Source organism: Bradyrhizobium sp. CCBAU 53340, assembly GCF_015291645.1.
GTDB lineage: Bacteria > Pseudomonadota > Alphaproteobacteria > Rhizobiales > Xanthobacteraceae > Bradyrhizobium.
This window is the reverse complement of the sequence record NZ_CP030055.1, coordinates 4,305,392-4,318,661: the sequence shown is the minus strand read 5'-3', so window position 1 is coordinate 4,318,661 and position 13,270 is coordinate 4,305,392. Positions and strand designations below refer to the sequence as shown.

At 64.0% G+C, this 13,270-nt stretch carries 13 protein-coding genes; 8 read left to right on the top strand and 5 right to left on the bottom strand.

Going from position 1 to position 13,270, the window contains the following annotated elements:
• Positions 1 to 22: 22 nt before the first annotated feature.
• From XH89_RS20485 to XH89_RS20470, 4 genes are read left to right on the top strand one after another with little or no spacing between them, the layout of a single operon-like run.
• A complete protein-coding gene (locus tag XH89_RS20485) occupies positions 23 to 1,195 on the top strand; it encodes an isovaleryl-CoA dehydrogenase (protein WP_194462254.1) in 1,173 nt (390 codons plus the stop codon).
• Between the two features lie 42 nt (positions 1,196 to 1,237).
• On the top strand, positions 1,238 to 2,842 hold the full coding sequence (locus tag XH89_RS20480) for a carboxyl transferase domain-containing protein (protein WP_194462253.1): 1,605 nt from the start codon (positions 1,238 to 1,240) through the stop codon (positions 2,840 to 2,842).
• Positions 2,843 to 2,846: 4 nt separating this feature from the next.
• Positions 2,847 to 4,850 (top strand): acetyl/propionyl/methylcrotonyl-CoA carboxylase subunit alpha, encoded by a 2,004-nt coding sequence (locus XH89_RS20475; RefSeq protein WP_194462252.1) that lies wholly within the window; start codon positions 2,847 to 2,849, stop codon positions 4,848 to 4,850.
• Position 4,851: 1 nt separating this feature from the next.
• Positions 4,852 to 5,769, top strand: a complete 918-nt coding sequence (locus XH89_RS20470) for a hydroxymethylglutaryl-CoA lyase (protein ID WP_194462251.1) — start codon at positions 4,852 to 4,854, stop codon at positions 5,767 to 5,769.
• Between the two features lie 33 nt (positions 5,770 to 5,802).
• Here XH89_RS20470 and XH89_RS20465 read toward each other — a convergent pair whose 3' ends face one another.
• Positions 5,803 to 6,744, bottom strand: a complete 942-nt coding sequence (locus XH89_RS20465) for a LysR family transcriptional regulator (RefSeq protein ID WP_194462250.1) — start codon at positions 6,742 to 6,744, stop codon at positions 5,803 to 5,805.
• Between the two features lie 126 nt (positions 6,745 to 6,870).
• On the opposite strand from XH89_RS20465, the gene XH89_RS20460 reads away from it, so the two are divergent.
• Both XH89_RS20460 and XH89_RS20455 read left to right on the top strand, forming a co-directional pair.
• Positions 6,871 to 7,848 carry a tripartite tricarboxylate transporter substrate binding protein gene (locus XH89_RS20460; RefSeq protein ID WP_194462249.1) on the top strand — a complete coding sequence of 326 codons (978 nt, stop codon included), beginning with the start codon at positions 6,871 to 6,873 and terminating at the stop codon, positions 7,846 to 7,848.
• Between the two features lie 28 nt (positions 7,849 to 7,876).
• Positions 7,877 to 8,584, top strand: a complete 708-nt coding sequence (locus tag XH89_RS20455; RefSeq protein WP_194462248.1) for a dienelactone hydrolase family protein — start codon at positions 7,877 to 7,879, stop codon at positions 8,582 to 8,584.
• A gap of 110 nt (positions 8,585 to 8,694) precedes the next feature.
• Here XH89_RS20455 and XH89_RS20450 read toward each other — a convergent pair whose 3' ends face one another.
• From XH89_RS20450 to dctP, 3 genes are read right to left on the bottom strand one after another with little or no spacing between them, the layout of a single operon-like run.
• Positions 8,695 to 10,053: a TRAP transporter large permease gene (locus XH89_RS20450; RefSeq protein ID WP_194462247.1), complete on the bottom strand. Its 1,359-nt coding sequence runs from the start codon at positions 10,051 to 10,053 to the stop codon at positions 8,695 to 8,697.
• A complete protein-coding gene (locus tag XH89_RS20445; RefSeq protein WP_194462246.1) occupies positions 10,050 to 10,604 on the bottom strand; it encodes a TRAP transporter small permease in 555 nt (184 codons plus the stop codon). Before XH89_RS20445 ends, XH89_RS20450 begins: the two co-directional genes overlap by 4 nt.
• Complete coding sequence (dctP, locus tag XH89_RS20440; RefSeq protein ID WP_194462245.1) at positions 10,601 to 11,623, bottom strand: TRAP transporter substrate-binding protein DctP; 1,023 nt, start codon at positions 11,621 to 11,623, stop codon at positions 10,601 to 10,603. Before dctP ends, XH89_RS20445 begins: the two co-directional genes overlap by 4 nt.
• 333 nt (positions 11,624 to 11,956) lie before the next feature.
• Here dctP and XH89_RS20435 point away from each other — a divergent pair, with 333 nt between their 5' ends.
• On the top strand, positions 11,957 to 12,199 hold the full coding sequence (locus XH89_RS20435) for a pentapeptide MXKDX repeat protein (protein ID WP_128962548.1): 243 nt from the start codon (positions 11,957 to 11,959) through the stop codon (positions 12,197 to 12,199).
• A gap of 156 nt (positions 12,200 to 12,355) precedes the next feature.
• Here the strand turns inward: XH89_RS20435 and XH89_RS20430 are convergent, their stop codons facing one another.
• Positions 12,356 to 12,703 (bottom strand): DUF6481 family protein, encoded by a 348-nt coding sequence (locus XH89_RS20430; RefSeq protein ID WP_194462244.1) that lies wholly within the window; start codon positions 12,701 to 12,703, stop codon positions 12,356 to 12,358.
• A gap of 265 nt (positions 12,704 to 12,968) precedes the next feature.
• Between XH89_RS20430 and XH89_RS20425 the strand changes: the two genes are divergently transcribed.
• Entirely contained in the window at positions 12,969 to 13,205 is a 237-nt protein-coding gene (locus XH89_RS20425; RefSeq protein WP_194462243.1) for a hypothetical protein, read from the top strand.
• The last annotated feature ends 65 nt before the right edge of the window (positions 13,206 to 13,270 follow it).

The following is a 13,270-nucleotide window of genomic DNA, read 5'->3' as shown; positions in this document are numbered from 1 at the left end:
CAAGATCCTTGGAGGAATCGCCTTGAACATCCCGAGCATCGATTTCGATCTGGGCGAAGACATCGGCATGCTGCGCGACACGGTTCGCGCCTTCGTCGAGGCGGAGGTCGCCCCGCGCGCCGCCGAGGTCGAGAAGGCCAACCTGTTCCCGGCCGACCTGTGGAAGCGCTTTGGCGATCTCGGCCTGCTCGGCATGACCGCACCGGAGCAATATGGCGGCTCCAACATGGGCTATCTCGCCCATATCGTCGCCCTGGAGGAGATCTCGCGCGGCTCGGCCGCGGTGGGGCTCTCCTACGGCGCCCATTCCAACCTCTGCGTCAACCAGATCCGCCGCAACGGCAACGACGCGCAGCGCCAGCGTTACCTGCCGAAGCTGATCTCCGGCGACCATGTCGGGGCACTCGCGATGTCCGAGCCGGGTGCGGGATCCGACGTGGTCTCGATGAAGCTGCGCGCCGACAAGCGCGGCGACCGCTATGTGCTCAACGGCTCCAAAATGTGGATCACCAATGGCGGCGATGCCGACGTGCTCGTGGTCTACGCCAAGACCGATCCGGAGGCCGGCCCGCGCGGCATGACCGCCTTCCTGATCGAGAAGGGTTTCAAGGGTTTTACCCACGGCCAGCACCTCGACAAGCTCGGCATGCGCGGCTCCAACACCTATCCGCTGTTCTTCGACGAGTGCGAGGTGCCGGAGGAGAACGTGCTGGGCAAGGTGGGCGAGGGCGTCAGGGTGCTGATGTCCGGCCTCGACTATGAGCGCGCGGTGCTCTCGGGCGGCCCGCTCGGCATCATGGCGGCCTGCATGGATGCGGTCGTGCCCTACATGCACGAGCGCAAGCAGTTCGGCCAGCCGATCGGCGATTTCCAGCTGATGCAGGGCAAGCTCGCCGACATGTATGCGACCTGGCAGGCGACGCGCGCTTATGTCTACGCCGTGGGAAAGGCCTGCGACCGCGCCGATCACGCCCGCAGCCTGCGCAAGGACGCGGCGGCCGCCATCCTCTATTCCGCCGAGAAGGCGACGTGGATGGCGGGCGAGGCGATCCAGGCACTCGGCGGCGTCGGCTATACATCCGAGTTTCCTGTGGGGCGGCTCTGGCGCGACGCCAAGCTCTACGAGATCGGCGCCGGGACTTCGGAAGTTCGCCGCATGCTGATCGGCCGCGAGCTGATGTCGGAAACCGCTTAAAGCTCCTTCACTCAAACCACGTCACCAGAAGCGCGGGACCATATGCCGCTCCATTCCAGCATCGATCCATCGTCATCAGATTTTGCACGCAATTCCGAGGCCATGCGCGGTCTCGTCGCCGATTTGCGCGAAAAGCTCAGTCAGGTTGCCGGCGGCGGCGGCGAGGCCTCGCGCAAACGCCACACCGCGCGCGGCAAGATGCTGGCGCGCGAGCGGGTCGACCTGCTGCTCGATCCCGGCACCTCGTTCCTGGAGCTGTCGCCGCTCGCAGCCTACGGTCTCTACGGCGGCGACGTGCATTCGGCGAGCGTCGTCACCGGGGTGGGGCGCATCTCGGGCCGCGAATGCGTCATCGTCGCCAATGACGCCACCATCAAGGGCGGCACCTATTATCCCATGACGGTGAAGAAGCATCTGCGCGCGCAGGACATCGCGCGGCAGAACAATCTTCCCTGTGTCTACATGGTCGATTCCGGCGGCGCCTTCCTGCCACTGCAGGACGAGATCTTCCCGGACGAGCGGCATTTTGGCCGCATCTTCTACAACCAGGCGCAGATGTCCTCGGCCGGTATCCCGCAGATCGCCATCGTAATGGGCTCCTGCACCGCCGGCGGCGCCTATGTGCCGGCCATGTCGGACGAGAGCATCATCGTGCGCAATCAAGGCACCATCTTCCTCGGCGGCCCGCCGCTGGTGAAGGCGGCGACCGGCGAGGTGGTGAGCGCCGAGGAGCTCGGCGGCGCCGACGTGCATTCGCGGCAATCGGGCGTGACCGACCACTACGCCCAGAACGACGCGCATGCCATCGGCATCGCCCGGCGTATCGTCGGCACGCTGAAGCCGTCCACGCGGCCGAACCTCAACATGCATAAGCCGCGCGATCCGCTATTCGCGGCCGAGGAGATCTACGGCGTGGTGCCGGTTGACGGCCGCAAACCGTTCGACGTGCGCGACATCATCGCGCGCATCGTCGATGGCTCCGAATTCGACGAGTTCAAGAAACTCTATGGCACCACGCTGGTGTGCGGCTTCGCCCATATCTGGGGTTTTCCGGTCGGCATCATCGCCAACAACGGCATCCTGTTCAGCGAGAGCTCGCTGAAGGGCGCGCATTTCATCGAGCTGTGCTGCCAGCGCGGTATTCCCCTGGTGTTCCTGCAAAACATCACGGGCTTCATGGTCGGCAAGAAGTACGAGGCCGGCGGCATCGCGCGTGACGGCGCCAAGCTGGTGACGGCGGTCGCGACCGCCTCGGTGCCGAAATTCACCGTCGTGATCGGCGGCTCCTACGGCGCCGGCAATTACGGCATGTGCGGACGGGCCTATTCGCCGCGCTTCCTCTGGATGTGGCCGAATGCGCGCATCTCGGTGATGGGCGGCGAGCAGGCCTCGATGGTGCTGAGCCAGGTCCGCCGCGACAACATCGAGGCCAAGGGCGATAGCTGGTCGAAGGAGGAGGAGGATCAATTCCGCAAGCCGATCCGCGATCAATATGAGAGCCAGGGGCACCCCTACTATGCGACCGCGCGGCTGTGGGACGATGGCGTGATCGACCCGGCCGACACGCGTCTCGTGCTCGGCCTCGGCCTCTCGGCGGCGTCGAATGCGCCGATCGAGCCGACGAAGTTCGGCCTGTTCAGGATGTGATGCGATGGACCGTTCAAAGCTCTACCGGCGTTTTCGCACGCTCCTGATCGCCAACCGCGGCGAGATCGCCTGCCGCGTCATCCGCACTGCCCGCGCCATGGGGCTGCGCACGGTTGCGGTCTATTCCGAGGCCGACCGCGACGCCATGCACGTGGCGCTCGCGGATGAGGCCGTGCTCCTCGGGCCGGCGCGGGCCCGCGACAGCTATCTCAATGTCGAGCGGCTGATCGAGGCCGCGCGCAAGACCGGCGCGGAAGCCGTGCACCCCGGCTATGGCTTCCTGTCGGAAAACGCAGAATTCGCGCAGGCCTGCTACGACGCAGGCCTCGTCTTCGTCGGCCCGACCGCCGAGATGATGAACGCGATGGGCTCGAAATCCGGCTCGAAGGCGTTGATGGAGAAGGCCGGCGTGCCGCTGGTGCCCGGCTATCACGGCGATGCGCAGGACGATGCCACGCTGGCAAAGGCGGCCGAGAAAGTCGGCTTCCCCGTGCTGGTGAAAGCCTCCGCCGGCGGCGGTGGCCGCGGCATGCGGATCGTGCGTTCGGCCGCCGAGCTTGGTCCCGCCATCGTCAGCGCCAAGCGCGAGGCCAAGGCGGCGTTCGGCGACGATCGCATGCTGATCGAAAAATACGTCGACAATCCCCGGCATATCGAGGTGCAGATCGTCGGCGACAGCCACGGCAATCTCTTGTCGCTGTTCGAGCGCGAATGCACGCTGCAGCGCCGCCACCAGAAGGTGATCGAGGAGGCGCCGTCGCCGACACTCAATGCCGACCAGCGCGAGACCGTCTGCGCTGCCGCGCGCAAGGCGGCGAGCGCGGTGAATTACGTCGGCGCCGGCACCATCGAGTTCGTCTCCGACGGCAAGGATGTGTTCTTCATCGAAATGAACACGCGCCTGCAAGTCGAGCATCCCGTGACCGAACTGATCACGGGTGTCGATCTCGTCGAATGGCAGCTGCGCGTCGCCTTCGGCGAGGCGCTGCCGCTGAAGCAGGACCAGATCAGGCTCAACGGCCATGCCGTCGAGGCGCGTGTCTACGCAGAAAACCCGACCAAGAACTTCATGCCGTCGGTCGGCAGGATCTCGACCTGGCGCGTGCCCGAGGAGACCGGCGGCCTGCGCATCGACGCCGGCTATCGCGAGGGCGACAGTGTCTCGCCGTATTATGACGCGATGCTGGCCAAGATGATCGCCTGGGCGCCGACGCGCGACGTCGCGATCGACCGGCTCAACCGCGGGCTGGGAGAGTCCGACGTCCGTGGCATCGTCACCAACATCCCGTTCCTGTCCGCGCTGATCACGCATCCGAAGGTGCGGACCAACGCGATCGACACCGGCTTCATCGAGCGTGAGCTGGCGGCCCTGACACAGGCTTCGCCGCCACCCGGAGAGCTTGAGCTGTGTGCTGCCGTGACCGCGATCGTCAGTGACGAGCAGCGGGCTGCGCAAGGCGAGACGCATTCACCCTGGCAGACCTTCGGCTGGCAGCCGGTCGGCCGCCGCCAGCGCAGCTTTGCCTTCCGCGTTGGCCACGGAGGCGAACAGCAAGTCGCGTTGAACTATGGCAGCGGGCCGTCAACGCTCGTGATCGGTGAGCGCGAGCTGGCGTTCTCGGTCGCGTCGAAGGATGGCGGCTTCGATTTGACACTGGATGGCGTCAAATCGTCGGTGGCCGCCGTGATCGATGGCCATGAGCTGTACTTGCGCACGCGCAACGGCCGCTTCGACCTTCACTGGGTCGATCCGTTCGGCGGCGAGACCGAGGAGCAAACCGGCGCGGACAAGATCGCGGCCCCCTTGCCTGGGACCGTCGTCGCCGTGCTGGCTGAAGAGGGGGCGAAACTCGAGAGAGGCGCGCCGATCCTCACGCTGGAGGTGATGAAGATGGAGCAGACGCTGCGCGCGCCGTTCGCGGGAGTCCTGAAGTCGATCAAGTGCAAGGTCGGCGACATCGTCCAGGAAGGCATCGAGCTCGCCGTGGTCGAGCCGTCGGGGGAGTGAGATGAGCGATCCCGTCCGCATCATCGAGATGGGGCCGCGCGACGGCCTCCAGAACGAGAAGACACCGGTCAGCGTCGAGGCCCGCATCGCCTTCATCGAGGCGCTGGTCGAAGCCGGTCTCAATACCGTCGAGGTCGGTGCCTTCGTCTCACCCAAGGCGATCCCGCAAATGGCAAGCTCGGACGCCGTGCTGCGCGGCGTTGCCCACGTCAAGGGTGCCGAATTCCACGTGCTGGTGCCGAACGAGAAGGGCTATGACGCGGCGCGGGCGGCGGGCGCCAAAGTGGTCTCGGTGTTCGCTGCGGCCTCGGAAGGCTTTTCGCGCGCCAACATCAACTGCACGGTCGCGGAGTCCATCGAGCGGTTCAAGCCGGTGCTGGCGCGCGCCAAGGCGGATGGCGTGAAGGTGCGCGGCTATATCTCCTGCGTGCTTGGCTGTCCGTTCGATGGCGAGATCAAGCCGAAAGCGGTTGCCGATCTTGCCAGCGCGCTGTGGGACCTCGGCTGCTACGAAATCTCGCTCGGCGACACCATCGGCGTCGGCACGCCAGAGAAGGCCAAGGAGATGCTGTGTGCGGTCGCCGCCAATATCCCGCCGGCAAAGCTCGCGATGCATTTCCACGACACCTATGGGCAGGCTCTCGCCAATCTCTATGCCGGCCTGGAGGAGGGCGTTCGCGTCATCGATGCCGCCGCCGGCGGTCTCGGCGGCTGTCCTTACGCGCCGGGAGCGACCGGCAATGTCGCGACCGAAGATGTCGTCTACATGCTCGAGGGCATGGGCATGACGACCGGCGTCGATATGGGGAAACTGCTCGAGGCAACGAATGCAATGAGCGTCGTGCTGGGCAAGCCGCCCGTCAGCCGCGTGGCCGCCGCGTTGAACGCGAAGAAGAAGCGGGCGGCTTCCTACCTATAAGGTCGACCACGGGCCATTGCAGACGTGCTCCTGTCATGTCTGCTTCGCCATTGGTTTTGCAAACTCACGTGCGCTGTCGATCACCAGGCGGGCAACAGGGCTGAGGGCGCGATCTTTCAGAGTCACGATGCCGTTCGGTCGGCGGGCCTTGGGTAGATCGACAGGCAGGACCTTGAGGGCGGCTTCCTTGGCGAGAAATCTCAGCGCCGAGGCCGGGAAGACCGTGATGAAACGGCCTGTTGCCAACAGGCTGACCCGCATATGGGGAGAATCTGTCACGACTGTTGCGTAGGGATATTCGAGCCCGGCGTCTCGAAACGCTTCCAGGAGGATCGACCCGATAACGCTTTCACGCGGTGGCAATACCCAGGCTTCGTCCGCCAACTCGGGAAATTGGATCTTGCGGCGCCGGGCCAATCGGTTCGTCACACCTGCCACCACGACGTAATGGTCTTCGAAAAGAAATTCGAAACGAAGCCGGTCGTCGGCAATCGCGCCAGCACTGCGCACGATCAGCAGATCGACCTTGCGCTCGCTCAAATCGCGGTGAAGCGCCTCAATGTAGCCGGTCACGAGCTGAAACCTGATCCGCGGATGACGCCGGGACAGACGGTCTATCAGCGCGCAAACGAAGCTCGCCGCCAGAAAAGCCGTGCTTCCGATCCGCACTTCACCGGCGGTGGGGTCGGCCAGACTTTCGATGCTTTTCACGCCCTGGCGGAGCTCGTCGAAAACGGCAGCTCCGCAATCGAGCAACGCGCGGCCGCATTCGGTCGGCTCGATTCCCTTTTGGTGGCGATCCAGCAAGCGGACGCCGAACGCTTGCTCGAGCCCGCCGATCGATCTCGAAATATTCGGCTGGGTGGTATTGAGCATGAGCGCCGCCTTGCCCATGCTGCCGGCCTGCACCACCGTCATGAGCACGTGCAGGTCCTGAAGCTTCAATCGTTTCCCGATGCGATCGCTCATCTGCATGAGGCGGGCCTCATTTCCAATTTGAGATGATCTCATCAGATAATAGCCTTATGTGCTTATGACAGCATCAACTATCCTTGACTGTTGAGGAGAGCCGGCGCGTACAGGCTCGACGGAGCAAGAGCGATGACCCCCTCCCGACGTCGGTTTCTGCACCTTGCCGCGGGCGCGGCTGCGCCCTCGCTGCTGTCCGGCTTGGCGTGGGCGGAAAGCTATCCGTCCCGTCCGGTCCGCATCATGGTCGGTTTTGCCGCGGGCGGACCAAATGACATCCTTGCGCGTCTGGTCGGGCAATGGTGTTCGGAGCGGCTCGGTCAGCAATTTGTTGTCGAGAACCGGCCCGGAGCAGGGAGCAATATCGCCACCGACGCGGTCGTGCGCGCATCGCCGGACGGCTACGTTCTCCTGCTGGTCGGTTCGCCCAACGCCATCAACGCCACGCTCTACGAAAATCTCGATTTCAATTTCCTGCGGGATATCGCGCCGGTCGCAAGTCTGTCTCGGGGCGCCCTGGTGATGGTGATCCACCCGTCGGTCCCCGCCAACACGGTTGCGGAGTTCATCGCCTACGCCAAAGCCAATCCGGGAAGACTGTCGTATGGTTCAGGCGGCGTAGGCGGGATCACCCACATCGCTGCCGAACTGTTCAAGCTCGAGGCCGGCGGGCTCGATATCCAGCACGTGCCCTACCGGGGGGTGGCGCCAGCGATCACGGACCTGCTCGGCGGACAGGTGCATGTCGTGTTTGCAAATCTGGCGCCGACGACCGGGCATATCAACAGCGGCAAGCTGCGCGCGCTCGGAATAACGACCGCGGCACGGTCCGACGCGTTGCCGACGCTGCCGGCCATCGGCGAATTCGTGCCCGGCTATGAGGCAAGTTCAGTGTTCGGCATCGGTGCGCCGAAGGGCACGCCGGTCGACATCATCGACAGGCTCAACAAGGAGATCAATGCCGCGCTGGCCGATCCCGCCTTCAAAAAGCATCTCGGCAGCCTCGATGCTACGGGACTTGGCGGCTCGTCGGCCGACTTCGGCAGGCTCATGGCCAGTGAAACCGAGAAGTGGGCCAAGGTGATAAGCCTTGCGAAGATCAAGCTCTAGGAGCGTGGCGAAATCCGCGGCGGTCGACATGCTGGGGAAGACAAGAAGGATTAGCGCGCAAGGCGGCGGTGAGTTCGATTGTTATCTCGTCATGCCAGAGGTTGAACAGCCCGTTGCCGGGATTGTGCTTGCCTCGGCCATTCATGGTGTAGATGCGGACATGCGCATGATCGCTGACGAGCTTGCGACGGAAGGATTCATTGTCGCGGTGCCCGACCTGTTCTGGCGTTCGATTGCCGGCCCGCTGTCCCGGGGCGATCCGCGTGCTGCCCAGCGCTCGCAGCCGCGCCTTGAGCACATCAAAGTCGGCGAGGACGACATGGCCGACACATTGCGGTACCTCGGCACACTCCCGCAGTTCAATGGACAGGCGGCAGTCATGGGGCTTTGCTACGGCGGTCCATATGCGATCCTCGGGCCAAAGCGACTTGGCTATGCCGCCGGTATCTGCTGTCATGGATCGCAGATGCTGGATTTTGTTCACGAGCTTGTCGGCGTTCGCGAGCAAGTTTGTTTCATCTGGGGGGACCGGGACAATCGCGCGCCTGTGGAGGTGTGTGAAGCGTATCGGGATTTGGCCGCGCGCATGCGGAACGTCGAAGTGCACATCTTACCGGGGGTGTGTCACGGCTACATGATGCGGGGCAACCCATCCGCCTTCGATCGGGCGACATATGATTTTTCAATGAAGCGCACCCGACAGATTCTTGCAGGCCTCGACGGCGCACAGCGCTGAGCACGATGACGGCGCGTTCGGAGGCGCCGCAGGGTGGGCAAAGCGACTTGTCCGCCGTAGCTCGAAGAGCGAAGGCGGAAGCGTGCCCACCCTACGGCACTGGTCTGCCGCTACCTGCTCCCGTCCGGTCCCATCACAAGATCCGGCAGCCAGGTCGAGATCTCCGGCACGAGGCACAGCAGCAGCACCGCGCCCATCATCAGGAGCACGAAGGGCAGCGTGCCCCAGATGACTTCGCTGAGCGAAATGTCCGGCGCGACGTTGCGGATGACGAAGATGTTCAATCCCACCGGTGGATGGATCAGCCCCATCTCCATCACGATGGTCATGACCACGCCGAACCAGATGATGTCGAAGTTTGCGGCGCGGAGCGGCGGCAGGATGATCGGCGCGGTCATCAGGATGATCGAGACCGGCGGCAGGAAGAAGCCGAGCACGACCACCATGACGAGGATCGCGAATAGCAGCCCCCAGCGCGGCAGATGCATCGCGACGACGGATTCGGCCGCCGATTGCGAGATGTGCAGATAGCTCATCACGTAGGAATAGAGCAGCGACATGCCGATGATCATCATCAACATGGTCGATTCCCGGATCGTCGATTTCATGATCGGGCCGAGATCTTCAGGCCGCCACACGCCGTAGATCGCCGCGATCAACCCCAGTGCGAGAAGTCCGCCGAGACCTGCCGTCTCCGACGGTGTGGCAAAGCCGCCATAGAGCGCTGCCATCACGCCGGTCAGCAGCAGCACGAACGGGATCACGCGGGGCAGCACACTGAATCGTTCGGCGAGCGTGTACTCGTCGCGGGCGAGGATCGCGGACTCCGGGCCGCCGTTCTTGTAGGCGGCTTCAGCCGCGGCATATTCCTGGCGGAAGCGGAACACCGCATAGAATCCGAACAGCGAGACCAGCAGCAGGCCTGGACCGATTCCCGCGAGGAACAGGCGCCCCAGCGATTTTTCCGCGGCGACCGCAAACAGGATCATGGTAATCGAGGGCGGCAGCAAAATGCCGAGCGTGCCGCCGGCGGCGATGATGCCGGCCGCAAAGCCGCCGGAATAGCCGCGCTTGCGCATCTCGGGGATGCCGGCTGAGCCGATGGCCGAGCAGGTCGCAGGACTTGAGCCCGCCATCGCCGCGAACAGCGCGCAGGCGAAGACATTGGCAACGCCGAGGCCGCCGGGCACGCGATGCAGCCAGGCATGCAGCGCCGAGTAGAGATCCTGGCCGGCGCGCGACTTGCCGATCGCGGCGCCCTTCAGGATGAACAGCGGGATCGACAGCAGCGTGATCGAGGCCATTTCCTCGTAGACGTTCTGCGTCACCGTATCGAGCGAAGCCGAGGGCATGTAGATGCCCATGAACACGACCGCGACCGCGCCGAGCGCGAACGCAATCGGCATGCCCGAGAACATCACGAGCAGCGTCGCGACCCCATAAGCGATACCAATACCGAAAACGCTCATGGCCGCTTGGCTCCTGCGAAAGGCAGCGCCAGCTGCACGAGAATCTGGACGCAGAGCAGGCTCATGCCGAGCGCCATCAGGGAATAGGGAATGGCGAGCGGCGGCGACCACATCGAGTTCGAGACCTGGCCGTCGACATAGGCTTCGTGCGCCAGTGTCCACGACTTCCAGGTGAAGAACACGCAAAACAGGAACGTCGCCGCATCGACGAACCAGAGCCGGATCCTGTTTGCCACTGGCGACAACAGGCCGACGAAAGCCTCGATGCCGATATGACCGCGGTTCTGCTGCACATAGGCCGCCGTCATGAAGGTGGCGCCAACCAGGAGGAACACGGCGGCCTCGTCCTGCCAGTAATTGGCCGCCTTGAACAAGGCGCGGCTGAGCACGCTGTAGCTCAGGATGGCGCAGGCTGCGACCAGCGCCAGCGCAGCGAACACGACGATGATGCGATTGAGGATGGCGAGGCCGCGATCGAGCGCTGCCGCAAGGCCGGTCCTTGCAGCAGCGTTCGCCTGGTCGTCACGATCCGGAAGCGGACCGTGGCTCATGCAGCGACGTCGGACGCGAGCTTGAGCAGGTTGGCCGCGGTTGCGGTCTTAGCGCTGTAGTCCTTCCAGGCGGTGTCGCGGGCGATGTCGCGCCACTTGCCGACTGTCGCGGCATCGAGCGCCGAGACTTTTGCGCCGGCCTTCTCGTAGACCTTGGCGACCTCGATATCATCGTCCTGCGCGCCCTTGCGGCCGAAGGTCTCGAGCTCTTCCCCGACAGCGACCAGGATGTCCTGCTGGTTCTTCGGCAGCTTGTCGAAGATCGCCTTCGACATCATCAACGGCTCGAGCATGAACCAGTAGGACGCACCCGCGCCCGAGGTCAGAGACTTCGCGACCTCTTCGAGGCGGAACGAGATCAGGCTGGTGGAGGAGGTGATGCCGGCATCGCACGCGCCGGTCTGCATCGCCGCGTAGATTTCGTTTGATGGCACCGACAGCACCGAGGCGCCGGCGGTCTGCAGCACCATGTCCATCTCGCGCGAGCCGCCGCGCACCTTCATGCCCTTGGCGTCTTCCGGTGCCACGATCGGTTTGGAGCGGCTGGCGACACCGCCGGCCTGCCATACCCAAGAGAGCAAGATGATGCCCTTGTCGGCGAGGAAGTCGGAGAGCGCCTTGCCGACCGGCTCCTTTTTCCAGCGCATGCCCTGGTCGTAAGTGGTGACCAGGCCGGGCATCAGACCGATATTGGTCTCGGGCAATTCACCGCCGGCATAGGGCATTGGATAAAGCGAGATGTCGAGCGCGCCCTTGCGCATCGCCGAGAACTGCGCGTTGGTCTTGATCAACGAGGAGTTCGGATAGATTTCCGCGGCGATGTCTCCGTTGCTGCGCTTGGCAACTTCAGCGGCGAACATGCGGCAGAGCCGGTCGCGGAAATCGCCCTTGTCGATGGTGCCGCCGGGGAATTGGTGCGAGATCTTCAGCGTCGTCGCGGCGTGCGCGGTGCCGATGCCGAAGCGGAGAATGGCGGGTGCGGCGACGGCGGTCGCGAGCAGATGACGGCGCGTGAGCATGGTGAATCCCCTTGAACGGTTCTTGTTTGACATGATCTGAGTGGGTCTTGAGACCGGCGCCGTGGCCCATCTTGGCCGGTCTTTCGCCCGAACTTCCTCTCATCTGATAGTTCGAGATGGAAGCCCGCGGCAAGTGTTCGCCTTGCTGCGCTGCACTCGCCAAGACCTCGTGTTCGGTCATTAACGCTTTTGGTCGGGGAGCGATCGTGCAAGCGTCCGACGGCTTACGAAAAAAGTTCGCAACGCCCCGTAACAAGCAGGCGTGTCGATCCGTCGAGATTGAGTAGCGGCACCTGTCGCTTTCGCAACATCATCTCGAAGGGAATATGTCTCATGACCATTCGCACCCGCATCGTGCTCGGCGTCTCGGCTGCCGCTCTCTCGCTTGGCTTGGCGCTGTCGCCGGCCGCTTTTGCCCAGGACAAGATGGGCAAGGACGACGGCATGATGAAGAAGGACACGATGTCCAAGGACGGCATGAAGAAGGATCACATGTCCAAGGACGACGGCATGAAGAAGGACACGATGTCGAAGGATGGCATGAAGAAAGACGACGGGATGATGAAGAAGAACTGATCTCCTGCCGTCATGCCGGCCGCCTCAAACGGGGCGAGCCCGGCATTTGTTTGATCAGGCTCCGCCCATGATCCATCGCCGGTTGCGCGCATGCGCGCCCGGTCCGGCATGATTTGACCTGAAGCGCATGCGCCCCAGGTCAAATTTTGTTGAAGCTTACTTCCGCTTGGCCTTGCGGGCGGCGTAGCGGGCGTCGCGCTTGGCCTTCTGCTCGGCCTCGAGCGCTGCCGCCTTGGCGGCCGCTTCCTCGGCCTCACGCGCAAGGCGCGCAGCTTCAGCGGCCTTGGCCTCTTCCTCAAGGCGCTTCTGCTCGGCCTTTTCGGCCTCGCGCGCGGCCTTGGCTTCGGCGCGCTTGGCTGCAAGCGCCTCGCGCTCGGCACGCTTCGCCGCGACAGCAGGATCGTCAGGGCCCGGCTGCGACTTGAACTTGTTTAAAAGATTTTTGCGGGCATCCTGTGCCGCCTTTTGCCGGTCTGCGAAGCCGGGTTCCCTAAATCCACTCATTCGACGAGCCTTGTCTTCCTCGCTTTCGATCCTACATCACTGCCTGTTGGTACGTCGGCTGGGCACAAGCAGGCGCCACGCGACGCAGAAGCGTGTACATCGCCACGCGCCGCGAAGCCACCCATAATCGCAGCCGATCAGGTCCACGAAATCGCTGAACCAGCCGATCCTTCGTAGCCCGGAAAAACTGCCGAATTGTGATGTCCCTCATAAGGGCACGCAGCGGCGGCGCCTAGCGTCCGCCCTAACGAGACGGAGCACGGGCATGATCTTTTTCCGGCTGAGCCTGAAAGCCCTTGCAATCACGGTCGCAGCAGCGGCGGTCGCAGGCGCGGTGCTGTTGGCCGCGCGGCCACACCCCATCGAGAGCAGCGTCCTCGGGGCCGCCTGGGAGTGCACCCAAACCGTCTTCATCCTGACGAGTTGCGCGCCGCGCGCGCAGCAGGCGATCCCGGCGGTTGAGACCTCGCGCAAGGAAGCGGTGAGGCCGACCAGCGGCTAGCCGGCGCGTGAGATGTGACGCGACGTCGCAGAGGTGATAAAGGGCCTCACCGAGCGGCAAGGTCC

Coding starts and splice junctions, on each gene's coding strand:
- XH89_RS20445 (WP_194462246.1), bottom strand. CDS start 10,604: ATGAGCCACGGTCCGCTTCCGGATCGTGACGACCAGGCGAACGCTGCT.
- XH89_RS20480 (WP_194462253.1), top strand. CDS start 1,238: ATGCCGCTCCATTCCAGCATCGATCCATCGTCATCAGATTTTGCACGC.
- XH89_RS20475 (WP_194462252.1), top strand. CDS start 2,847: ATGGACCGTTCAAAGCTCTACCGGCGTTTTCGCACGCTCCTGATCGCC.
- XH89_RS20430 (WP_194462244.1), bottom strand. CDS start 12,703: ATGAGTGGATTTAGGGAACCCGGCTTCGCAGACCGGCAAAAGGCGGCA.
- XH89_RS20435 (WP_128962548.1), top strand. CDS start 11,957: ATGACCATTCGCACCCGCATCGTGCTCGGCGTCTCGGCTGCCGCTCTC.
- XH89_RS20470 (WP_194462251.1), top strand. CDS start 4,852: ATGAGCGATCCCGTCCGCATCATCGAGATGGGGCCGCGCGACGGCCTC.
- XH89_RS20455 (WP_194462248.1), top strand. CDS start 7,877: ATGCTGGGGAAGACAAGAAGGATTAGCGCGCAAGGCGGCGGTGAGTTC.
- dctP (WP_194462245.1), bottom strand. CDS start 11,623: ATGCTCACGCGCCGTCATCTGCTCGCGACCGCCGTCGCCGCACCCGCC.
- XH89_RS20450 (WP_194462247.1), bottom strand. CDS start 10,053: ATGAGCGTTTTCGGTATTGGTATCGCTTATGGGGTCGCGACGCTGCTC.
- XH89_RS20460 (WP_194462249.1), top strand. CDS start 6,871: ATGACCCCCTCCCGACGTCGGTTTCTGCACCTTGCCGCGGGCGCGGCT.
- XH89_RS20465 (WP_194462250.1), bottom strand. CDS start 6,744: ATGCAGATGAGCGATCGCATCGGGAAACGATTGAAGCTTCAGGACCTG.
- XH89_RS20425 (WP_194462243.1), top strand. CDS start 12,969: ATGATCTTTTTCCGGCTGAGCCTGAAAGCCCTTGCAATCACGGTCGCA.